The 22,445-nt window shown below is 72.1% G+C and carries 18 protein-coding genes; 11 read left to right on the top strand and 7 right to left on the bottom strand.

The window, feature by feature from the left end; translation table 11 throughout:
• Positions 1–31: 31 nt before the first annotated feature.
• Both GA0070618_RS09950 and GA0070618_RS09945 read right to left on the bottom strand, forming a co-directional pair.
• Positions 32–3,025, bottom strand: a complete 2,994-nt coding sequence (locus GA0070618_RS09950) for a transglycosylase domain-containing protein (protein WP_088981395.1) — start codon at positions 3,023–3,025, stop codon at positions 32–34.
• A gap of 194 nt (positions 3,026–3,219) precedes the next feature.
• Positions 3,220–3,666 carry a DUF5318 domain-containing protein gene (locus tag GA0070618_RS09945; RefSeq protein ID WP_088981394.1) on the bottom strand — a complete coding sequence of 149 codons (447 nt, stop codon included), beginning with the start codon at positions 3,664–3,666 and terminating at the stop codon, positions 3,220–3,222.
• Positions 3,667–3,842: 176 nt separating this feature from the next.
• On the opposite strand from GA0070618_RS09945, the gene GA0070618_RS09940 reads away from it, so the two are divergent.
• A complete protein-coding gene (locus tag GA0070618_RS09940; RefSeq protein WP_088981393.1) occupies positions 3,843–4,484 on the top strand; it encodes a PadR family transcriptional regulator in 642 nt (213 codons plus the stop codon).
• A 23-nt stretch (positions 4,485–4,507) separates the two neighbouring features.
• The gene (locus tag GA0070618_RS09935) at positions 4,508–5,587 is read left to right on the top strand and encodes an inositol-3-phosphate synthase (RefSeq protein WP_088981392.1); all 1,080 of its coding nucleotides are present in this window, start codon (positions 4,508–4,510) and stop codon (positions 5,585–5,587) included.
• Positions 5,588–5,650: 63 nt separating this feature from the next.
• Here GA0070618_RS09935 and GA0070618_RS09930 read toward each other — a convergent pair whose 3' ends face one another.
• From GA0070618_RS09930 to GA0070618_RS09920, 3 genes are all read right to left on the bottom strand, one after another.
• Complete coding sequence (locus GA0070618_RS09930; RefSeq protein WP_088985412.1) at positions 5,651–6,253, bottom strand: TetR/AcrR family transcriptional regulator; 603 nt, start codon at positions 6,251–6,253, stop codon at positions 5,651–5,653.
• Positions 6,254–6,378: 125 nt separating this feature from the next.
• Positions 6,379–8,772 (bottom strand): PEP/pyruvate-binding domain-containing protein, encoded by a 2,394-nt coding sequence (locus GA0070618_RS09925; RefSeq protein ID WP_231931841.1) that lies wholly within the window; start codon positions 8,770–8,772, stop codon positions 6,379–6,381.
• Positions 8,773–8,880: 108 nt separating this feature from the next.
• Positions 8,881–9,357, bottom strand: coding sequence for a methylated-DNA--[protein]-cysteine S-methyltransferase (locus GA0070618_RS09920; RefSeq protein ID WP_088981390.1), 477 nt, complete (start codon positions 9,355–9,357; stop codon positions 8,881–8,883).
• 74 nt (positions 9,358–9,431) lie between these two features.
• On the opposite strand from GA0070618_RS09920, the gene GA0070618_RS09915 reads away from it, so the two are divergent.
• The 5 genes from GA0070618_RS09915 (at position 9,432) to GA0070618_RS09895 (ending at position 13,714) form a co-directional block, all read left to right on the top strand.
• A complete protein-coding gene (locus GA0070618_RS09915) occupies positions 9,432–9,953 on the top strand; it encodes a SigE family RNA polymerase sigma factor (RefSeq protein WP_088981389.1) in 522 nt (173 codons plus the stop codon).
• The gene (locus tag GA0070618_RS09910; protein WP_088981388.1) at positions 9,950–11,065 is read left to right on the top strand and encodes a TolB-like translocation protein; all 1,116 of its coding nucleotides are present in this window, start codon (positions 9,950–9,952) and stop codon (positions 11,063–11,065) included. Before GA0070618_RS09915 ends, GA0070618_RS09910 begins: the two co-directional genes overlap by 4 nt.
• A gap of 89 nt (positions 11,066–11,154) precedes the next feature.
• Positions 11,155–11,676, top strand: a complete 522-nt coding sequence (locus tag GA0070618_RS09905) for a hypothetical protein (RefSeq protein WP_231931680.1) — start codon at positions 11,155–11,157, stop codon at positions 11,674–11,676.
• 26 nt (positions 11,677–11,702) lie between these two features.
• The gene (locus GA0070618_RS09900) at positions 11,703–13,214 is read left to right on the top strand and encodes a flotillin family protein (RefSeq protein WP_088981386.1); all 1,512 of its coding nucleotides are present in this window, start codon (positions 11,703–11,705) and stop codon (positions 13,212–13,214) included.
• Between the two features lie 77 nt (positions 13,215–13,291).
• Entirely contained in the window at positions 13,292–13,714 is a 423-nt protein-coding gene (locus tag GA0070618_RS09895; RefSeq protein WP_088981385.1) for a VOC family protein, read from the top strand.
• A gap of 639 nt (positions 13,715–14,353) precedes the next feature.
• Here GA0070618_RS09895 and GA0070618_RS09885 read toward each other — a convergent pair.
• Both GA0070618_RS09885 and GA0070618_RS09880 read right to left on the bottom strand, forming a co-directional pair.
• Complete coding sequence (locus GA0070618_RS09885) at positions 14,354–15,199, bottom strand: alpha/beta fold hydrolase (protein ID WP_088981383.1); 846 nt, start codon at positions 15,197–15,199, stop codon at positions 14,354–14,356.
• Complete coding sequence (locus GA0070618_RS09880; protein WP_088981382.1) at positions 15,196–16,656, bottom strand: CCA tRNA nucleotidyltransferase; 1,461 nt, start codon at positions 16,654–16,656, stop codon at positions 15,196–15,198. Before GA0070618_RS09880 ends, GA0070618_RS09885 begins: the two co-directional genes overlap by 4 nt.
• 124 nt (positions 16,657–16,780) lie before the next feature.
• On the opposite strand from GA0070618_RS09880, the gene murJ reads away from it, so the two are divergent.
• From murJ to GA0070618_RS09860, 4 genes are all read left to right on the top strand, one after another.
• On the top strand, positions 16,781–18,523 hold the full coding sequence (gene murJ, locus GA0070618_RS09875) for a murein biosynthesis integral membrane protein MurJ (RefSeq protein WP_088981381.1): 1,743 nt from the start codon (positions 16,781–16,783) through the stop codon (positions 18,521–18,523).
• 429 nt (positions 18,524–18,952) lie between these two features.
• A complete protein-coding gene (locus GA0070618_RS09870; protein ID WP_088981380.1) occupies positions 18,953–20,560 on the top strand; it encodes a protein kinase family protein in 1,608 nt (535 codons plus the stop codon).
• A gap of 46 nt (positions 20,561–20,606) precedes the next feature.
• Positions 20,607–21,380 (top strand): RNA polymerase sigma factor SigM, encoded by a 774-nt coding sequence (gene sigM / locus GA0070618_RS09865; protein WP_088981379.1) that lies wholly within the window; start codon positions 20,607–20,609, stop codon positions 21,378–21,380.
• Positions 21,377–22,324 carry a hypothetical protein gene (locus GA0070618_RS09860; protein WP_088981378.1) on the top strand — a complete coding sequence of 316 codons (948 nt, stop codon included), beginning with the start codon at positions 21,377–21,379 and terminating at the stop codon, positions 22,322–22,324. Before sigM ends, GA0070618_RS09860 begins: the two co-directional genes overlap by 4 nt.
• Positions 22,325–22,445: the final 121 nt, after the last annotated feature.

The raw sequence follows: 22,445 nt of genomic DNA, 5'->3' as shown, positions 1-22,445 counted from the left end.
AGGTCCGGCCGCCGTGAGCGGGTGTGCTGTCTCAGTCGTCGTCGCTGTACCGGGGTGGTGGCGACACCAGGTCACCGCCGCCACCACCGCCCGGACCCGGTGGGGTGCCCGGGTTGGTCGGCCCGCCCGGCCCGCCCGGCCCACCTGGTCCACCCGGTCCACCCGGTCCACCCGGCCCGCCCGGAATGCCGCAGAGAGGGTTCAGCGGGTCGGTGCAGGGCGGGTTCTGGCCGGGCTGCGGGGTGGTCGGCGGCGGCGGGGGCGGCGGCTCGACGCCGTTGCCCTTGCTCTGGTCGCCGATGCCGGTGACGTCCGGGATGGACCTCTTGTCCGCGCCCTTGAGCGCGGCGTTCATGTACCGCTCCCAGATCGCGCCGGGGAGGCTGCTTCCGCCGACGTCCTTGCCGGTCTTGTCGCGGATCTGCGGCTTCTTGGAGTCCTTGCTGCCGACCCAGACGGCGGTGGCGAGGTCCGGCGTGTAGCCGACCATCCAGGCGTGCGCGTTGTCCTTCTTGTCGTACTCCCAGGTACCGGTCTTGCCGGCCGCCGGGCGACCGTCGTCGAGCCCCCGGTTGTTCTTGCCCGGGATCTCCTTGAGCACCGCGCTGACCTCGCGGGCGACCTCGCGCTTGATGAGCTGCTGGCCGCCACCCTTGTTCAGCTTCTCACCGGTGCCGGGGACCGTCTCCCACTTGCCGGTCTCCTCGTTCTGCTTCTCGACCGAGACCACGAAGTGGGCCTTGTTGTACTTGCCCTCGTTGGCGAGCGTGGCCAGACCGTTGGCGTGATCGAGCACGGTCACCGGGTACTGGCCGTAGCCGACCACGTGGTAGAAGGGGTCCGGAGCGACCTCCTCCGGCTTCTCCTTGGTCAGGTCGATCGGCTTCGGCGGGTTGTCGGAGGTGGTCCACATCGTGGTGATGCCGGCCCGGCGCGCGATGTCGACGATCTTGTCTGGGCCGATCTCGGTGCTGACGTGGTAGAAGGGCACGTTGTACGACTCGACGGTCGACTCCTGGAGCGTGCACCACCGGTTGCAGCGTCCGTTGGCGCTGACGTCCCGGCCCGCGTTCTGCACCTCGTTGGCGAAGCCCTCCGGCTTGAACGGCTTGGCGTCCCAGTGCGACTTGACCGAGATGCCGGCGTCCAGCGCGGCGGCCAGGGTGTAGACCTTGAACGACGAGCCCGGGGGGTGCCCGCCGGTCAACTGCCCACCGATCGTGTTCTTGCCGGCGTAGTCGAACCCGGTGCCGTCGTCACCGCCGTAGTAGGCGAGCACCCGGCCGGATTTCGGTTCGATCGAGACTGCGGCGCCCATCAGGTTCTCGGGCTGGTCGGCGAGCACCGAGCCCTTGGCGCCCTGCCGGATGACCGCCTCCAGCGCGTTCTGCTTCTTCCCGTCGATGGTGGTCCTGATCCGGTAACCCTCCGAGCGGAGCAGGGCGGCGCAGGTGGGCTTCTCACTGACCTGTTCCTCGGTGTCGGTGCAGAGCCCCCACTGCGCCAACTCCTGGCGGACGTAGTTGACCACGTTGCCCTTGGGCGTCTTGACGCTGAAGTCGACCGGCGGGACCTTGGGGATCGTCGGGTAGGCGGCCGGTTTCTGGGCCGGGTCCAGCCAACCCTTCTCCACCATGCCGTCGATGACGTAGGTCCACCGCTCCTGGGCGGCCTGCGGGTTGATCGCCGGGTCGTAGCCCTTGTGGGTGGCGCTCGGCTCCGGCTGCTTGATCACCGAGGCGAGCACCGCCCCCTCCGCCGGGGTCAGTTTGCTGACCGGCTTCTTGAAGTACGCCTGCGCCGCCGCCTCGATGCCGTACGCGTTCCGGCCGAAGTAGATCGTGTTCAGGTAGTGCTGCATGATCGTCGGCTTGTCGTACTTCTCGTTGAGCTTGGAGGCAAGGATCGCCTCCTTGACCTTCCGGGCGTACGTGTCGTCCTTCAGGCTCTCGTAGGCGTTACGGGCGTACTGCTGGGTGATGGTCGAGGCGCCCTGCTTACTGCCGCCGGTGAAGTTGTTCCAGGCGGCCCGGGCGATGCCCTTGTAGTCGACGCCGGAGTGCTCGTAGAAGTTGCGGTCCTCGGCGGCGGCGACCGCGTACTGGACGTGCTCCGGGATGTCCTTGATGGTGACGAACTGGCGGTTCTCGTTGCCGAGCCGCGCCACCACGATCTTCATGTCGTAGTCGTAGATGGTGGTGGCCAGCGGCATCGGCAGCTGGTCCGGCACCGGGACCTTGGTCGAGTAGTAGGTGAAACCGACCACGCCGCCACCGGCGAGCATGACCAGGACCGCGAAGCTGGCGATCAGGATGTTCACCCGCTTGCGCCGCTTCGCCTGCCGCCGGGCGTCCGGGTCCTGGTTGCGGTTGCGGCTGCGGCGTCCGGGGCCGGTCGGACCGCCCGGGCCGCCGGGGTCGGAGCCGGGGCCGCCGGGCGGGGAGACGCTGGCCCGGGCCACGGTCGCCCGGCCCGCCATCCCGCCGGCCGCCGCGCCCCCCACGGCGGCGGCGCCGACCGAGGCGCGACCGCTGAGGCCACCCACCGACGCGCGGCCCGCCGAGGCGGGGCTGACCGGACGTGCCGAGCCGACCGAGGCCCGGCCGCTGGAGCCGTTCCCCACCGAGGCCCGACCCGCCGGGGCGCCCCCGGTCGCCGGGGGAACCGGCACCGACGCCCGGCCGGAGCCGGCCCGGCCGACCGAGGCCGAGCCGGACGGGGGCGGGCTGATCGGCGGGGCCATGCCGGGACGCGGCACGGATGCACCACCGCGCGCCACCGAGGCGGAGCCGGACACCGACGCCGAGCCGGGCACCGAGGCGCGTCCACTCCGCCCGGCCGCCCGCGGTGTCGGGGTGGCCCGGCCGGTGGGTGTCGCGCCGTCGTGCCCGGAAGACCATCCGGTTCCCCGGTCCTCCGTGCCGGGGCGGCGGTACGCGTCGTCCGCCCCCGGCCCGGGGTCACCGTTCGGTCCCGGAATCCGGGCCCGCCCATGCGGGGAACTGGGATCGCCGTACGAGTTCATTCTTCACACCCTGCCGGTCGCGGTGGGACGCGTACACGCCACCACCGGTTTGCCGTGAGCTGTGCCACGCGGTCTCCGCGCCCGAGCACGTCGGGACGTGAGCCGCGGTATCTGCGCCGACCGGAGCGATCCGGCCGGTTGGCTGCCGTTCGCCCCGCTCGTCGTCGTTGTCGGCGGCCGCCGAGGCACGGAGTTCACCGTTGCGCCTCTCGCCTCCGTCGCGCGGCCGGCGCGCCGACCGCGTCCTGTTCCTGCCCGTCGTCCACGCCCGCGACCAGACCGTCCCGACCGAGCAGGAACTGCTCGACGAGATGGTTCCAGTCACAGCCGAGGCACACCTCCACCACGAAGACCTGGAACTCACGCAGAGTCATCGCCAGGACGGGGAGCTCGGCCGGGGTGCGCGCCTGGCCGGCGGACTGCTTCAGTTCGTCCCCGTAAATGTAGTGGACGTGGGTCAGGTTCTCCCGTCGGCAGATCGGACACCGTTGGTCGGTCGGTTCGCCATGGAACCGGGCCGCGTTCTTCAGGTACGGCGACGCGTCGCAGACGTCGTACGTGCCGACCCGGCCGGAGAGGACCTCACGCAGCACCGCCCGCTTCTGGAGCGAGTAGTCGACCACCTGGCGCTGCGTACGCATGCGGCAAAGGGTACGCGTTCCGGCCGGACGGAGCGACAACGCTCACGTTCGGTAGCGACACGAATCCGCTACCGGGGTTTGCCCCGATGAGGGCGAGCCGCTAAGTTGCGATGTATCGGTCCGATACATCGCGTCGACCACCCGGTCCGCGGCCACGGGGACAGAGAGGATGGCCCGTGCTCGAGCTCGCCATCCTCGGCCTGTTGCAGGAGTCCCCGATGCACGGCTACGAGCTCCGCAAGGAGCTCACCGCCAAGCTGGGCGCGATCCGGGCGGCCATCAGCTACGGCTCGCTCTATCCCACGCTGCGCCGGCTCCAGGCGGCGGGATGGATCACCGAGGCCGACGAGACACCGGCGACCGCCGAGGAGGTTCCCGCGCTGACCAGCCGACGCGGTCGGGTGGTCTACAAGATCACCGCAGAGGGCAAGGAACGCTTCGCCCAGCTGATCGCGCAGGCCGGTCCGGAGACCTACGACGACACCGGCTTCGGCGTGCACTTCGCGTTCTTCGCCCGCACCGACCAGGCCACCCGCCTGCGGATCCTGGAAGGTCGGCGGCGCAAGATCGAGGAGCGCCGCGAGGGTCTGCGCGACGTGCTGGCCCGGGCGGCCGAGCGCCTCGACGCGTACACCCTGGAACTTCAGCGCCACGGCCTGGACGCCTGTGAGCGCGAGGTCCGCTGGCTGGAGGAGCTCATCGCCAACGAGCGCTCCGGCCGGGCCCCGACCGCCCCCGGCAGTGGGACGGCCGACGGCCGACGAGAAGACACCAACCCGCCTCCACCTGGAGAGTCCAGGGAAGAAGAGCGGCCGTGATGAGGAAGAAGGAGGCAGACGCTATGGGCTCCGTCCGCGTCGCCATCGTCGGTGTGGGTAACTGCGCCTCGTCCCTCGTGCAGGGCGTGGAGTACTACCGGAACGCCGACCCGAACGATCGCGTCCCGGGTCTCATGCACGTCACCTTCGGCGACTACCACGTCTCTGACGTGCAGTTCGTCGCGGCGTTCGACGTGGACGCCAAGAAGGTGGGCATGGACCTCGCCGAGGCGATCGTGGCCAGCGAGAACAACACGATCAAGCTGTGCGACGTGCCGCCGACCGGCGTCACCGTGCAGCGCGGCCCGACCTTCGACGGCCTGGGCCAGTACTACCGCGAGATCGTCGAGGAGTCCGACGCCACGCCGGTCGACGTGGCGCAGGCGCTGCGCGACGCGCAGGTCGACGTCGTCGTCTCCTACCTGCCGGTCGGTTCCGAGCAGGCCGACAAGTTCTACGCCCAGGCGGCGATCGACGCCGGCTGCGCGTTCGTGAACGCCCTGCCGGTCTTCATCGCCTCCGACCCCGAGTGGGCCAAGAAGTTCGAGGACGCGGGCCTGCCGATCGTCGGTGACGACATCAAGAGCCAGGTCGGCGCGACCATCGTGCACCGGGCGCTGGCGAAGCTGTTCGAGGACCGGGGCGTCGAGCTGCTGCGCACGTACCAGCTCAACTTCGGCGGCAACATGGACTTCATGAACATGCTGGAGCGCAACCGGCTGGTCTCGAAGAAGATCTCGAAGACCCAGTCGGTCACCTCCCAGGTGCCGCACGAGATGGCCAAGAGCGACGTGCACATCGGCCCGTCCGACCACGTGCCGTGGCTCGACGACCGCAAGTGGGCGTACATCCGCCTGGAGGGCCGTTCCTTCGGCGACACCCCGCTGAACGCGGAACTGAAGCTCGAGGTGTGGGACTCGCCGAACTCGGCCGGTGTCATCATCGACGCCGTCCGCGCCGCGAAGATCGCGCTGGACCGGAAGATCGGCGGCCCGATCCTGTCGGCCTCGTCGTACTTCATGAAGTCCCCGCCCGTGCAGTACGCCGACCACGACGCGCACGCCGCCGTCGAGGCGTTCATCGCCGGCGAGGTCGAGCGCTGACGCGCTGACCACCGCACACCGTCGAGGGCCGGGTCCGCACGGACCCGGCCCTCGGGTCTGTCGTCACCGGGGAAGGGCGTCGTCCCAGGCCCGCGTCGACGGACCGAAGAGCAGATCGAGCTGGGCGTCCAGCACGTTCATGGCCTGCTCGCCGGTGTAGTGCCCGCCCAGCAGGTAGACACCCAGCCCCTCCATCAACGCCAACAGCCCGGCAGCAGCCTCGGCCGCGTTCGGGCCGGGCAGGAGGCCGGCCAGGAAACCGACCAGCTGCGCGGTGTCCTTGCGCAGGCTGGCGGCGACCGCCGGGCGTACCGCGGTGTAGGCGAGGAACGCCAGGGCGACCCGTCCGTCGTCGCGCGTCTGCTCGTCGAGGGGCAGCAGCGCCGCGATCATCGTCCGCAGCAGCAGCCGTGGGGGCGGATCGTCGCCGAGCCGGGCCACCGCGGCGGTGACCCGCACCTGGTTGCGCTCGCGGACGACGTCCAGGGCGAACGCCATCATCTCGTCCTTGGTGCGGAAGTAGTGCTGCACCATCCCCGCCGAGACACCGGCCTCGGCCGCCACGTGGCGCAGGCTGACCGCCTCCAGGCCACGATCAGCGGCGACCCGCATCAACGCGTCCGCGATGAGCGAGCGTCGCTCCTGGTGGTCGACCTTCCTGGGCACGCCGACGATGCTTCCACAGTGCGGGCGCACCGCCGTGCGCGGATCGGCCGGGGCTCGGCCCCCTCTACCGGCGGGGAACGGTTGTGCCCCGAAGGGACGGCCAGCAAGCGTCCCCGGTGTTCTGGTCACTCGACGGTGACGGTTCCGGCCGCACCGTCCACCGTGACGATCTGGCCGGTGGAGATCCTCCGGGTGGCGTCGGGCACGCAGATGACGGCGGGAATGCCGTACTCACGGGCCACGGTGGGGCCGTGGGCCATGACCGCGCCGGTCTCGGTGACCAGTGCGCCGGCGGTGAGGAAGAGCGGGGTCCAGCCGGGGTCGGTGGTCGTGGTCACCAGGATCTCGCCGGGTTCGACGTGCGCGGTACCGGGGTCGTGGACGACCCGGGCGGGTCCGGTCGCCCGGCCCGCTGCCGCGCCCACACCGGTGAGCGCGCCGTCGGCCGGAGCCGTGGGCAGGACGGTCTCGACGTCGGTGCCGTCGGACAGCAGCGCCACCGGTACGTGCCGGCGGACCATCTCCCTCCGGTGCACCGCCCGGCGGGCGGCGACCGTGTCCCGGTGGTCGTCGCCGTGGTGGACGGCGCCGTGCGCCTCGTCGAGGGTCAGGTACATGATGTCGTCGGGCTGCTCCAGCAGTCCGCCGCTGGTCAGGTCGACGCCGACGAGCAGCAGTTGACGTCGCATCTCGCGCAGCTGGTAGAGGCCGGCGAACTTGCCCGCCTCCCGCAGGCCGGCCAGCGACCGCGCCCGACGGAGCAGGAAGCCGGCGATCCGGCCGCGCACCGGCCGGCGGCGACGGGCCCGGGCCACGAGATCCCGCAGGGTGTCCTCGGCGGTCGCGGCGGCGCGGGCGAAACGTCGGTCGGGTGCCTGCTCCGGGTCGGTGACCCGCAGCAGGTTGGCGATCATGGCGAAGACCGGCGCGGGATCCTCGTCCCAGCGCGGCACGCCGAGGTCGACCTCGGCCACCCCGCGGTGACCGTAGGCGTCCAGGAACGCCGCCAGCCCGATGTCCGGAAGCGTCCCCCGCTGGTACCGCCCGGCCAGCTCGTCGGGGGGCGTGTCGCACAACAGCCGGCGGTGTTCACCGGCGTTCTGGGCGAGCCGCCACAGCGCCAGGTTCATCTCGATGGTGACGTTGTGCGGCATCCCACCCATCACGGTGTGGATCTCACCGGGACCGGCGACGCCCTTGAGAAGCTGGGCGGGCAGCGCGGCGGCGAGCATGCCCGCCGCGATCGGCCAGACGAGGTCGTCCGGGCTCTCGTCCGTCTCCTGCGCCCGCACGAAGCGCAGTCGCTCGGCAGCGGTCGCCAGGTCGGCGGGCGGGACCGAGTCGAGCCGTAGCCGCTCGACGGCGTCGAACAGCCGGGTCCGTGCCACGTCGGGGCGGGCCAGCGCCCGGAGGATCCCGGCGACCGCCCGCCCGGCGGTCCGCAGCGAGGCGCCCTTCGCTCCGGGTACGCGGTGCGAGTCGGCCCCGTTCGGGGCGAAGCGCGGGTCGGTCAGCACGTGGCGCATGGCCGCCTGGGCACGTGGTCCGAAGTCCACCGCCAGCAGTCTGACCAGTTGCCGGCGTCCGGACCTGCTGCGGGCCATGTCCGTCAGGTCGCCGTAGAGGCGTCCACCGACGTCGACGATGTCGGCCCGGACACCGAGCGGGGCGAGCATCGCCGCCACCAGTGCTTTCAGCGTGGACATCCCCATCGGGGTGACCGGCTGCCGCATCCCCTGCACGTGGCCGAACTCCAGGTAGACCCGGGGAAGGGGCTTGTCGGTGGGCGGGGGCGGGGGAAACAGCGTGGTGATCGGCCGGGACTGCACCAGCCACAAAAGGCCCTGCGGGTCGACCACCCACTCCACGTCCTGGGGACAGCCGAAGTGCTTCTGGAGCCGCTCACCCGTCGTCCGCAGCTCCGCCAGCCGCGCCGCCGACAGGCACCCCGCTTCCGGTGGCTCCGACCCGTCGAGCACGTAGTGGTCCACCGCGCCGGTGCCGTCCACCACGGCGGTGCCGGCACCGGGGGCGGCGTCGACCACCATCTCGGTACGGCAGCCGGTCACCGGGTTGGCGGTGAACAACACCCCCGCCACCTCCGCGGTGATCATCCGTTGCACGATGACGGCCATCCGTACCGCCCGACCGTCGACGTCCCGGGCCTCGCGGTAGGCGACGGCCCGGTCGCCGTGCAGCGAGTCCCAGCACCGGGCGATCGCGGCGATCACCTCGGCGACGCCCGTGACGTCGAGGACGGTGTCGTGCTGCCCGGCGAAGCTCGCCTCCGGCAGGTCCTCGGCGGTCGCGCTGGACCGTACGGCCACCGGGCCCGCACCGAGCCGCTGGTACGCCTCGACGATCTCCGTTTCCGGGACGACGCCGAGCCGGTGCGCCTCGGTGGTGACGCAGAACCCATCCGGCACCCGTTCGCCCTGCCGGATCAACTCACCCAGGCCGACCGCCTTGCCGCCCACGAGGTCGACGAGGTCGGCGGTCGCCTCGGACAACGGGATCACCTGCACGCCTGACCTCCGACCGTTTGCAATACGACTGCATTGCAACGACCGTAGCGGTTTGGCATTACGACTGCAACGTGAAGACGGGGTACCAGACCGCCGGAAGGGTCAGGACCAGGCGCGTTGAAGCGCTACCCGGGCCTCCAACTCCAACAGGTGCACCTTGCGGGGCAGGCCGCCCCCGAAACCGACCAGCTTGCCGCCCGCGCCGACGATCCGGTGGCAGGGCACGATCACCGGAATCGGGTTCCGGTTGCAGGCCACCCCGACCGCCCGCGCCGCTCCCGGGTCGCCGACCGCCTTCGCCACCTCGCCGTAGGTGACCGTCTCCCCGTACGGGATGCGGGTCATCTCCCGCCAGACCGCCCGCTCGAACTCCGAGCCCCGGCGCGCGACCACCGGCACGGTGAACTCGACCAGCTCCCCCGCGAAGTACGCGTCCAGCTCCGCCACGGTCCGCCGGAGCAGCTCGTCGCGGGCCGGGCCGGCCGACTCCACCCGCCCGAAGTGCACGCCGCAGACCGCCGTGTCGTCCACGGCCACGGAGAGTTCCCCGATCGGGGTGTCGAGCACGGTCCAGAACATGACCCCGATTGTCCCGCTCACTGCGACAGGCAAACTTTCGGCACTCCCGTGCGTCTGTATGACGGAGGTGGGCGGTGACAGAGGTGACCGACCGGGAGTTCACCGCGTTCGTCAACGAACGGGGTGACGCACTGCTGCGCGTCGCGTACGCCCTCGCCGGCAACCAGCACGGCGCGGAGGACCTGCTACAGAACGCGCTCGCGAAGGCGTACGCCCGGTGGCCCCGGATCCGGGGCGACGCGGAGCCGTACGTCCGGCGGATCCTCTACCACGACCAGGTCTCGGGTTGGCGGCGGCGCAGCCGGCGGGTCGAGGTGCCGGTCGCCCACCCGCCCGAGCGACCGGTGACCCGGGACGACGATCACGACACCGACCTGCGGTTGCTGCTGCGGGACGCGCTGCTGGCCCTGCCGCCCAGGCAGCGGGCCGTGCTGACCCTGCGCTACCTGGAGGACCTGAGCGTGGAGCGGACCGCCGAGGTGCTCGGGTGCCGGGTGGGCACGGTGGCCAGCCAGGCGTCCCGGGCGTTGGCGAAGCTCCGCCACCTCGTCCCGGCCTTCGACGAGCTGGTGGACCGTGAGGAGGTGAACCGGTGACCCGGTCACAGGAGGAGACGCTGCGGGCGGTCGTACACGAACTGGCCGGAGCTGCGGAGCGTGTGCCGGGACTGGCGGCGGCGGCGCTGGCCCGGGGTCGCCGGCTGCGTCGACGTCGGCGGATCGCCACGGCCGGCGGCACGGCACTGGCGGTGCTGGCGATGGCCGCGCCGTTCCTGCTGTTCCGTCCGGCCTCGGGCCGACTGGTGGATGCCGACCCCGCGCCGACGGTGGCTGCCGCCACCGCCCGGGGAGTCTGGGTGCACCCGCGCCCGGGTGAGGAGTGGACGGCCACTGCGCTGCGGCTGCCGGGCGGCTGGATCGTCACCGGAGCGAACGGGTACGCCGAGAGCGGCGGCACCGGTTACGTGTGGGACCGCAGCCAGGGCCGCTACCTGAGAAACACCAGGTACGCGCTGTTCGCGGCCCCGCGCGGCACCCTGGCGGTGGTGTTCGACGCCGGTCGACCTGAGGACACCGGCCTGCTCGACCTGGTCACCGGGGACGTCCGCTGGATCCGGACCGGGCGGGCGGGCATGGGGAGGGGATCCTGGTCACCGGACGGCAGCCGGGTCGTGGTCACCCTGCACGAGAAGGAGTCCGGGAAGGACTCCTTCGGTGTGCTGGATACCGACGGCAGGTTCCGGACCTTCGAGGTGGACAAGCGCGTCCGGTACTTCTGCACCGACCACTGCTCCTTCACCTGGAGCCGCGACGGTCGGGAGGTCGTGCTGCCGCAGACCGACTCCGGCAAGCCTCGCACAGAGTCGATGCCACACGCCCGGCGCGGACTCCAGTTCTTCTCCGCCGACGACGGTCGAGCCACCCGGTTCGTCCCGGTTCCTGGCGATCCGGCCGGCCCCTGGTCCTGGTCGCCGGACGGACGGCTGGTGGTGGTGAAGGGACAGACCGGCCCACTGGTCGTCGAGGTCGCCACCGGGAAGGTCCGGAGTTCCGCCCCGGACGAGGAGGCGGTCTGGGTCGACGACGACCGGCTGCTCCACCGGCACGGGGACCACATGATCCTCACCGGCCTCGACGGCGCGGAACGGGAACGGCAACCGTTGCCCCGTGACCTGGACGGTCTCGACCTCTCGATCGCCCCGGGCTGATCATCGCGCAACTCCTCGACGGGTGGGCCCGAGCGGCGTTCGGCCGTCGGCCAACCGGTGGTCCCGCGAGGTTGCCTCGGGTAACTAGCGTGCAGGTCGTGGCCACCGGAACGCTCGTCTTCCTCGTCATCGGCGCGGTGAGCGTCGTGGTTCTGGCGTTCGCCCTGCTCGGCGGGGAACTGCTGCACGTCGTCCACCCCAACGTCGACGGCCCGGTCTCCCTGGAGGTCGTGGCCGGTTTCACCGGTGCCCTCGGTTTCGGTGGGGCCATCGCCAACGAGCTGATCGGCGGTGACAGCCCCGCCACGGTCGCCGGGGCGGCCGGCGTGGGCGTCCTCGCGGCCGTGCCCGCCGCGTGGTTCGCGGCCCGGCTCGGCCGCGCCGCCCGGACCATGCACACCGACCCGACCCCCACCCGCGACCACCTGGTCGGCGCGCTCGGCGTGGTCGTCACCCCCATCCCCACCACCGGTTACGGCGAGGTCCGGGTACGCCTCGCCGGGCAGCCGGTGAAGCTCAACGCCCGCGCCGACCGACCGCTGACCTCCGGCACCCAGGTCTTCGTCGTGGAGAGCCTCAGCGAAACCAGCGTGCACGTCGAGCCGTACTGAACCTTCCCGCAGAAAGACGGACCTACATGCCCCTCCTCATCGCCATCGGCGGAGCGGTACTGCTCCTCCTCATCCTGGTCATGTTCGTGCTGTCCCGGATCAAGGTGGCCGGGCCGAACGAGGCGTTCATCGTCACCGGCCGCAAGGGCCGGACCACCCAGACCGCCGACGGCGGCCGGTTGACCGACAACTCCGGGCAGAAGGTCGTCCTCGGCGCGTCGGTCTTCGTCCTGCCCGTGGTGCAGAAGCTCCAGTCCCTCGACCTGTCCAGCCGGCGGATCGACGTCGGCATCAAGGGCGCGGTGAGCAAGCAGGGCATCCGCACCGACCTGCACGGCGTCGCCATCGTCAAGGTGGGCGGCACCGAGGACGCGATCCGGGCCGCCGCCCAGCGGTTCCTGCACCAGCAGGACGAGATCGAGGACTTCACCCGCGAGGTGCTGGCCGGCGCACTGCGATCGATCGTCGGTCGGCTCACCGTCGAGGAGGTCATCCGGGACCGGGCGGCCTTCGCCAGCGCGGTCGCCGAGGAGGCCGAGCACTCGATGACCAACCAGGGTCTGGTGCTGGACACCTTCCAGCTCCAGGACATCCTCGCCGAGGGGTCGTACCTCCAGGACCTGGGCCGGCCGGAGGCGGCGCGGGTGCTCAAGGACGCGTCCATCGCCGAGGCGCGGGCCCGGCAGCAGGCCGAGCAGGAGCGGTTGCTCGCCGAGGAGGTGATCGCCGAGGCGAACCGGAACCTGGCGTTGAAGCAGGCCGGCATCCAGGCCGAGATCGACGCGGCGAAGGCGAAGTCGGCGGCGGCCGGTCCGCTCGCCCAGGCCGAGCGGGACCAGGCGATCCTTACCGAGCAGCAGAAGGTGGCCGAGCGCAACGCCGAACTGAAGCAGCGCCAGCTCGACACCGAGGTCCGCAAGCCGGCCGACGCGGCCCGGTACAAGGTCGAGCAGGAGGCCGAGGCGGCGCGCAACGCGGCGGTGCTGAACGCCGACGCGCAGCGGCAGGCCACCATCGCCGCCGCCCAGGCCGCCGCCGAGCAGGCCCGGCTGACCGGTGAGGGCGAGCGGGCGCGCCGGGCCGCGCTGGCCGAGGCGAACGCGATCGAAGGTGCCAAGGAGGGCGAGGCCGAGCAGCGCCGCCGGAGCGCGATCGCCGAGGCGGTCGAGCGGGAGGGCCGCGCCGAGGCCGAGGCCATCCTGGCCAAGGGACAGGCCGAGGCCGAGGCGATGGCCCGCAAGGCCGAGGCGTTCGCCGCGTACGGCGAGGCCGCCGTGCTGGATCTGCTGGTCCGGGTGCTGCCGCAGGTAGTCGAGGCGGCCAGCGCCCCGATCGGTGCGATCGACAAGATGACCGTCATCTCCACCGACGGCGCGTCGTCGCTGACCAAGTCGGTGGCCGGGAACGTCGCCCAGGGGCTCCAGCTCGGCACCGACCTGACCGGCATCGACCTGGCCGGCCTGCTCGCCCGCCTCGGCGCGGGCCGGACCGAGAGTGCAGCACCGGTGACGACCACGGCCGTAGAGTCCGGCAAGTAGCCACAGCCCGCTTCAAGACCCCGCCCACCCGCGCTGTGGGCGGGGTCTTGTCACAACCACCTGGTACGTATCGCGGTATGGACGCTGCCGTACCTTTCCGCTCGCCCGTGGTGGTCGCCCTGCCGATCGCCGACCGGCGGGAGTCGTACCGCTTCTATCAAGAGGCGTTGGGGCTCACCGCCGTCGGTGAGCTGGCCTCCGACGGGGTGCCCGAGCCGCTGCGGTTCGTCGTCAACGAGGGTCTGCACCTCATGCTGGTGCCCAGCGGCGGGTTCGGCTGGGTGATCGGCCCCCACGAGGTCGCCCCGCGCGGGCAGAGCGAGTGCCTTCTCAACCTCAGCTTCGCCACGTCCGGCGAGGTCGACCGGGCGTTCGAGCGGGTCCGGGGCGCGGGCGCCGAGGCGGTCACCGAGCCGTCGGCGAAGCCCTGGGGGTACACCGGCGTCTTCGCCGACCCGGACGGGCATCTCTGGGAGCTGACCGCCCCGGTCGCCGACTGACACCACCCCGATCGCACCCGCCGCCTGCCGACGTGGCAGCGCGGTCGTCGAAGCCTGGGCCAGCCCCCGCGCGTCAGGGTCCGCCGTCGCGCCACGGGGCACGCGGCGGCGCGTGTGCGGAGGGACGCGACGGGGCGTGCGCGATGGGGTGCAGCGTGGCGCGGCGGGGCGCGTGCGGCGGCATCGACCGGGCGGGGTGGCTGGCTACCTCCCGGCGTCCTTTAGAGCTGCCCCGTCCGTGCGCCCAGGCTCGCACCGCCCTCGGACCCGTCGGGGCGCAGACGGCCGACCTCCATCAACCGCCGCCCACGCCTCCCCAGGCGGCCCACGGGGCCCAAGCGGCCCAGGCGGCGGCCCAGGGACTCTTGCCCCGTCTGTGCGGGCAGCTCTAAAGCGTCTGTGGAGGGATGTGTCCGGGCCGCAGAGCGGCCGATGACGACCCCGTCCACGCAGCAGCGGAACGACCGCCCGAACGCCAGGGGCCACGCCGTTGCCCGCCGGTCGATCGTCGTACGGCCGGCTGGGCTGCGGAGGCTGACCGAGGTCAGCGCCTACGCCCCGTCGGGCCCCCGACTCGGGACGGCTCGCCCCACCGGTGCTGCTCGGCCCGTCCGACCTGCCGCCGGCCGGACCGCTTCGTCACGCTTCGACCAGGGACGACAGCAGAGCCGCGGTCTCGGCCGGGCGGACCAGCACCCCGGCGTGGCTCACGTCGAGCGACCGGACGTCGAACCGGTTGTCCGGAGTCAGCGCGTCGGCCTCGGCGATGAACCGGTCCTGGAGGGCGATCGGCATGGAGCGGTCGGCGGTGAGTCGTACGTAGGTGCGCGGGATCGTGCCCCAGGTCGCCGCGTCCACCCGCTCCTCGCCGGGGTCCAGGCTCTCGTCCGGTTCCAGCGTGTTGAGGTAGCCGTAGAACTCGTCGTCGGTGCCGTCGGCCAGGGTGGCCTCGCGGAGCGTGGCGAGCAGCTTCGGATCGGCGGTACGCCAGTTGAAGCGCAGCGCGCCGAGTTCCATCGGATTCGCGGCGATCAGGTCGGCGACGTCGTGCAGTGCGCTCGACGCGTTCTCGGCCGAGGTCTGGTAACCCGCCGGGGTGTCGTCGACGCAGCACCACGCCGAGATGTAGACCAGCCGGTCCACCAGTTCCGGCGCGGCGTTGCCGACCCCGGTCAGGGTGAGGCCGCCCCGGCTGTGCCCCACCAGGATCACCGGCCCGTGCGCGCGCACCCGTCGCAGCACCTCCAGCACGTGCGCCACGTTGTCCGCGTGGCCGATGCCGGCCATCGCGCTCGGTGTGGTCGCCAGGGCGGCGAGGTCCTGCGGTGCCTGGTACGCCGCCGGGAAGGTCGCGCCGAAGCCGTGCCCGGGCAGGTCGACGGCGAGCGACCGGTGGCCGCGCAGGGCCAGCTCGCGCTGCATGGGTGCCCAGGTGAACGAGTTGCTGCCGGCGCCGTGGACGAAGACGAAGGTCGGAGCGGTCATTCGACGATGCCTTCGGCGCGGGCCCAGCGCAGCAGCTCCGCCTCGGCGGCGTCCCGGTCGAGCGGGCCGTGCTCCAGGCGGACGTCCTTGAGGTGCTTCCAGGCCCGTCCGACGACCGGCCCCGGCGGTACGCCGAGCAACTCCATGATCGCGTTGCCGTCCAGGTCGGGACGGACCCGGGCGAGGTCCTCCTCGGCCGCGATCCGGGCGATCCGCTCCTCCAGCGCGCTGTAGTCCGACGCGAGCTGGGTGGCCTTGCGCCGGTTGCGTGTGGTGCAGTCCGAGCGGGTCAGCTTGTGCAGCCGGGGCAGCAGGTCACCGGCGTCGGTGACGTACCGGCGGACGGCCGAGTCGGTCCACTCGCCCCGGCCGTAGCCGTAGAAGCGCAGGTGCAGGCCGACCAGCTTGGTGACCTGGGCGGTCACGTCCTTCGGGTAGCGCATGGCCTTCATCCGGGCCTTGGTCAGTCGTGCGCCCACCACCTCGTGGTGGTGGAAGCTGACCCGGCCGTCCGAGCCGACCGCCTTGGTCGCCGGCTTGCCCACGTCGTGCATGAGGGCGGCCATCCGGAGGACGAAGTCGCAGCCGTCGTCCTCCAGCGCGACCGCGTTGCTCACCACGGTCAGCGTGTGCTCGTAGACGTCCTTGTGCTGGGCGTGCTCGTCGATCTCCAGCTTCAGCCCGGTCAGTTCGGGCAGGAACCGCTCGGCCAGCCCGGTGTCGACCAGCAGCCGCAGCCCGGTGATCGGGTCCGCGCCGCAGAGCAGCTTGGTGAACTCGTCCCGGATCCGCTCGGCGGTGATCCGGTCCAGGTCGGCGGCCATCCGGGTCATCGCCACGCGCACGTCCGGGTGCACGGCGAACCGGAGCTGCGCGGCGAACCGCGCCGCCCGCAGCATCCGCAGCGGGTCGTCGCCGAAGGACTCCCGGGGCGTGCCCGGGGTGCGGATCACCTTCGCGGCCAGGTCGTCCAGCCCGCCGTACGGGTCGGTGAACCGGTGCTCGGGCAGGCTCACCGCCATCGCGTTGACGGTGAAGTCGCGCCGCTTCAGGTCGTCGGTCAGGTTCGTCCCGTACGCCACCACGGGGTTGCGGCTGACCTGGTCGTACGACTCGGCGCGGAAGGTGGTGATCTCCAGCCGGAGGCCGCCGCGCTGCGCGCCGATGGTGCCGAACTCGCGCCCGGTCTCCCAGATCGACTCGGCCCAGCCCTTGAGCACCGTCAGCGTCTGGTCCGGGTGGGCGTCGGTGCAGAAGTCGAGATCCTCGCCGAGCCGGCCGAGCAGGGCGTCCCGGACCGAACCACCCACCAGGTGCAGTTCGTGGCCGGCGCGGGCGAACCGACGGCCCAGCTCGTCGGCGACCGGGGAGACGCGGAGCAGTTCGGCGACGGCGTTGCGCTGCGCTGCGGTGAGCTGGCGACGGTCGGCGACGTGGGGTACGGAGGCTTCGGACATCGGAGCGCCAGCCTAGCGGTCCGGGGGGTGAACTGGTCCGCCGGGCGCGACCTGGGGACGCGTTGACTAATGTCTTGGTCGTGTACGGGCCCGTGCCCAACCATCTCGTACCCCTGGAGGCTCGATGAGCGGCGGGCTCTACCGCAGCGCGAACGCCGGCTGGGGGAACGACCACCGGCCGGACGATGCCACGTACATCTCGGCCGAACCGCTGAACCAGCCCGCGCTGGAGTCGACCGCCCCGCCGCCGGAGCAGGTGGCGGAGACCAGCGCGGCGACGAACAGCGCGGTGATGGCGATCGGCAGCCTGGTCAGCCGGGGCACCGGTTTCCTGCGCACGCTCGCGCTGACCGCCGCGCTCGGCGGCGCGCTGGTCGGTGACGCGTACACCACCGCGCAGATCCTCCCCGGGATGGTCTACGAGTTCCTCCTCGGCGGCATCCTGACCAGCGTCCTGATCCCGGTGCTGGTCCGTCGGCGCAAGGCCGACGCCGACGGCGGCCAGGCGTACGCCCAGCGGTTGCTCACCCTGGCGGTGCTCGCGCTCGGCATCGCGGTGCTGCTGGCCTTGCTCGGCGCTCCGGTACTCACCGCGCTCTACGGCAGCGACCAGTCGAGCGGGGACTATCGAGAACTGGTCACGGCGCTGTCGTACCTGATGTTGCCGATGATCTTCTTCACCGGCCTGAGCGCGTTGGTCAGCGCGGTGCTCAACACCCGGGGGCACTTCGCCGCCCCGATGTGGGCGCCGATCCTGAACAACCTGGTAGTGATCACCACCGCCGGGCTCTACATCGCCATCTTCGGCGCGGAGATCATCAAACCGGAGGAGATGACCCCCGGCCGGATCCTGCTGATCGGCGGCGGCACCCTGCTCGGGGTGGTCATCCAGTCGTTGGGACTGCTCCCGGCGCTACGCAAGGTCGGCTTCCGGTGGAAGCTCCGGTTCGACTTCCGGGCCCTGGGCCTGGCCGAGCTGGGCCGGCTCGGCGCCTGGATGTTCTGCTACGTGGCGGTCAGCCAGATCGGCCTGATCGTGCTCTTCAACCTGCTCAACCGCGCCGGGCGGGAGAACGCCGCCGGTCCGCTGATCTACAACAACGTCTTCCTGCTGCTGATGATGGCGCACGGCATCATCGCCGTGTCGATCATCACGGCGCTGATGCCCCGGATGAGCGCCGCCGCCGCCGACGGTCGCTACACCGACCTCGCCGCCGACCTGTCCCGGGGCACCCGGACCGTGTCGGCGGTGCTCGCCCCGATCGCGGTCTGCTACGCGGTGCTGGCCACCCCGCTGGCGACCACCCTGTTCCAGTACGGCGCGTTCAGCGCGGAGAACGCCGAGGCCACCTCGCTGGTGCTGCTGGTCGCCGCAGTCGCCCTGGTGCCGTTCGCGGTCAGCCAGCTCTTCACCTTCGCCTTCTACGCGCTGCCGGACACCCGCACCCCGGCCCTGATCAACATTCCGGTCGTGGCGCTGCGGATCGGCGTGCAGATCGTGCTCTTCGCCGCGTTCGTGCCGAGCTTCGCCGCCGCCGGCATGATGATCGGCAACGCGGTGTCGTACCTGGCCGCCGCGATCGCCTCGGCCTGGCTGCTGCGGCCCCGGGTGGGGCGGATCGGGCTCGGCGCGATCGTCCGTACCCTCGGCCGGGTCCTGGTCGCCGCCGCCGGGGCCGCGCTGGTCGGGCTGCTGGTGGTCTGGCTGCTGCCGGGCGACGACACGCCGAGCCGGCTGGAGGCGATCGTCCAGCTCGTGGTCGGCGGGGCGGTCATCGCCGGCACGTACCTCGGGCTGGCCATGCTGCTGCGGATCAGCGAGATCACCGAGGTGGTCGGAATGGTCCGCCGCCGACTCGGTCGGTGATCCGTCAGCCTGTGGACAGTGCGTGACGGTGGATCACCAACCTGGGGATGTACCTGTGGATAACTCAGCGAGCCACCGCTCACCTACCGGTTCGGCCTGTGGATAACCGGCCGTACGGATGAGCATGACCAGACGATCGGGGGGAATCCGTCGGCGGTCGACCCGGTCACCCGGTTTCGGCGGGCCCCTCCGGTCACCGCTTGCGGTCAGCCTTTAGATTGGCACGTACATGTGCCAGCAACGTGGCAGACAACGGTCGTAACCGGACACGCCACCCGTAACCGACACCCTGTGCGGGTACGGCGGCAAGATGACATGTCGGGGAGAGACGCAACCCAGGTAAGGTCGCTCTCGACGGGTACGGCCGCCGGCGGCGCTCCGCGTCGACGACATGAGCCGGTTCCTTGACGAGGCAGAGCGGGAAGCCACATGCCCAGCAGTTCGGGTCCATCGATCGACACGATCACCGAGGGAGGACGGGTGACCCAGGTCGGCGAGGGTCAGGAGGCGGAGGAGAGCGCTCCGTCCGTCATGACCTTCGGTGCTCCCACGGTCGGTGAGATCCTTGCCGAACGGTACGAACTGGTCGAGCACATCAACGACGACAGCGCGGGCCGGCAGGTCTGGCGTGGCGTCGACGTCATCCTGCGCCGCCCGGTCGCGGTCGTGCTGCGGCACCCCGGTGGCGACTCGGCCACCGAGATGCTCCAGGCCGCGGTCGCCGCCAGCCGCGTGATCCATCCCAACCTGGCCGGCGTCTACGACGCCATCGATGAGGCCGAGCGGGCGTACGTGGTCCGCGAGTGGGTGGACGGCCGGTCGCTGCGCGAACTGACCGCCGAGGGTCCGCTGGACCCGGCGCGGGCCACCAGCATCGGGCACGCCGTGGCCAGCGCCCTGGCCGCGGTGCACGCCACCGACATGGTGCACGGCAACGTGCACCCGGGCACCGTGATGATCAGCGACGACGGCCGGGTGGTGCTCGCCGACGCGCGGACCGACGGCGCGGACAGCCAGGAGAACGACATCCGGGCGGTCGGTGGTGTCCTCTACTTCGCGCTGACCGGGCACTGGCCGCACGCCGAGGCCCCGCTGCACGGCGCCACCGCCGGGCACGGTCGGGCCGTCATCCCGGACGCGGTCCGGGACGCCAACGGTGCTCTGGCCGCCCCCCGCCAGATCCGCGCCGGTGTGCCGGCGTACCTCGACGACCTGACCATGGACCTGCTCGACCGGCAGATCGCGCCGCCCTCCTCGGACGTCCTCACCGCCGAGCTGGCCCGGCTGGAGGTGCCCGCCGACGAGCAGTACCTCGAACAGGCCGGCCCGCTCCGGTTCACCTCCTCGGACAGCGAGGACGAGCGCACGCCGCTGTCCCCGGCCGGTGGCCGCAAGGTGGTGTTCGGCATCGCCGGCCTGCTCGTGGTGGCCCTGATCGGCCTGCTCATCGGCGTCACCACCCTGGGCGGCGGGGACGACCCCGGCGGTCAGGCCGCCAACCCGACCCCGGCGGCCAGCGACGACGCCCCCGCCCCGGCGCCGGCGGCCATCCGGACCCTGAAGCTCGGCCCCGACCAGGTCCGCGTGATCGACCCCGACAGCCGGGCCCGGGACGAGTTCGACGGTATCGAGAAGGTCGTCGACGGCGACCAGGACGAGGCGTGGCAGACCGACAGCTATTACAACGCCAAGTTCAGCAACCTCAAGGCCGGCATGGGGATCCTGATCGACCTCAAGCAGCCCCAGACGGTGAAGTCGGTGGAGGCGGTGCTGTCCAACCGCGGTGCCACCGGCCAGCTCTACGGCGGCACGGCCGACCACCCGTCCACCTCTGCCGGCGACAAGGCCCTCGTCGAGGCGTACAAGAGCAGCCAGATCGGCCCGACGCTGGAGAACCACGGCGCGAAGATGGTCTTCGACGGCTTCGAGGCCGACCAGAAGTACCAGTACCTCCTCTTCTGGGTCACCGACCTGCCGGAGGTCGACGCAGGCAGGTTCAAGCTCATCGTCCAGGAGATCACGGTCCAGGTGCAGTGAACCGGCGGCCACGGCGATCCGGCCACCCCGCGCACGGGGCGTGGCGATGACCGGGCGTGGCGCGAACGCGGGGGGCGGGCCGGCCGGTCCGCCGCCCCTGATCGCCGCCGACACCGCTGTCACCGACGCCGAACTGCTCTCCGCGCACGTCGCCGGGGACCGCGACGCCTTCACCGAGCTGTTCCGGCGGCACCGCGACCGGCTCTGGGCGGTGGCGGTCCGCACCATCGGCGACCGCGAAGAGGCGGCCGACGCCCTCCAGGACGCGCTGCTCTCCGCGCACCGCGCGGCAGCCCGGTTCCGGGGCGACTCGGCGGTCACCACCTGGCTGCACCGGATCGTGGTGAACGCCTGTCTGGACCGGATGCGACGCCGGCAGGCCCATCCCACCGTGCCGCTGCCGGACGGCAACCGCTCCGACGACCCCACGGCCACAGGCGGCATCGAGCCGGCCGCCCCCGCCCCGGACCACGACACCGCTCTGGTGGTCCGGCAGGCCCTCGGGCAGCTGCCGCCCGAGCAGCGGGCCGCCCTGATCCTGGTCGACGTGCAGGGCTACCCGGTGGCCGAGGTGGCCCGCATCCTCGACGTGGCCGAGGGCACGGTGAAGAGCCGGTGTGCCCGGGGTCGGGCGCGGCTGGCCGTCCTGCTCGGGCATCTCCGCACCGGTGCCGACGGGCCGTCGGACAGCACCGGTGGCCCCCGGCCCGGCCAGCCGGACGTGCCCGGCGTCACGAGCGGGAACCCACGAGCACCCGAGGGCGTCGGATCAGGGCCGGGGCGATCCCGGAAACACACCGACCAGAGGGAGAACACGTGACGGCCGGGCGGTTCGGGGAGGTCGACCACGACCTGCTCGCCGACTACGTCGGAGGCGCGCTGGACGGCACGCCCGACGAGGCCACGGTCGCCCGGCTGGTGACGGAGGACCCGGCCTGGGCGCAGGCGCACGACGAACTGGCCACCGCGACGGCCCGGGTCGGCACCGCGCTGGCCGGCTGGGGCGCGACGGCCCCCACCATGCCGGAGACGGTGGCCGACCGCCTCACCGCCGCGCTCGCCGGGGCCGGTCCGGCGGCACCGGCGACCGTGCCCGCCCAGGTGTCGCCGTCACCGACCAGCACGGCCAGCGTCACCTCCGGTGACGGGTCGAGTCGGACGGTGGCCGTGGTCGGCGCGTCCCCCCGCCCGACCTCACCCGGTCGTGGCCGGCGGCGCTGGTCCCGTCGGACGGCCCCGGTGCTGGTCGCCGCGGCGGCGATGGTCGCGGGCGGCTTCGGTGTCACGCAGCTCGTCGGCCTCGGAGCCGGGCAGCGGGACGCGGGCTCCGCCCCGGAGAACGCGATCGCGGGCGACGCGTCGGCCGGCGGCTTCCGGCTCGCCACCGACCCCACCCGCACCGGCACCAGCTACACCCCGGACACCGTCGGCACGGTCCCGACCGGCCCGAAGGTGCTCTCCACCGACAGCGCCAGCCCGACGGAGCAGCCCGCATCGGACCCGCGCCGGCCGCAAGGCGTCACCGACCTCGACCGGCTCACCGACCGGGCGGCGCTCGACGCCTGCCTCGGTGCGGTCGGCGCGGCGCACGGCCGGGGGCGGATCACCGTGGACCGGGTCGAGTACGCGGCGTTCCAGGGCGCACCGGCGCTGGTGGTCGGACTGGTGGACACCGAGGGTGGCCGCTGGGTCGTGGTGACCGGGCCGGACTGCGGGGTGCCGGGATCCGGCGCGGACACCCGCTACCGGGCGCAGGTAGGGTGAGGTCGCGGTCGCCGGACGTCCGACCTTCCACGTGACGTCACCCACCGGACGAGCGGACCGGGAATCCCCACTTCGTACGATGACGTTCTGGATGTCAGTCGCCGACGATGCCAGGCGTCGG

The organism is Micromonospora echinospora (genome assembly GCF_900091495.1).
In the GTDB taxonomy this organism is placed as follows: domain Bacteria; phylum Actinomycetota; class Actinomycetes; order Mycobacteriales; family Micromonosporaceae; genus Micromonospora; species Micromonospora echinospora.
The sequence above is the reverse complement of the archived record's forward strand: the minus strand, read 5'-3'. Positions and strand labels throughout refer to the sequence as shown.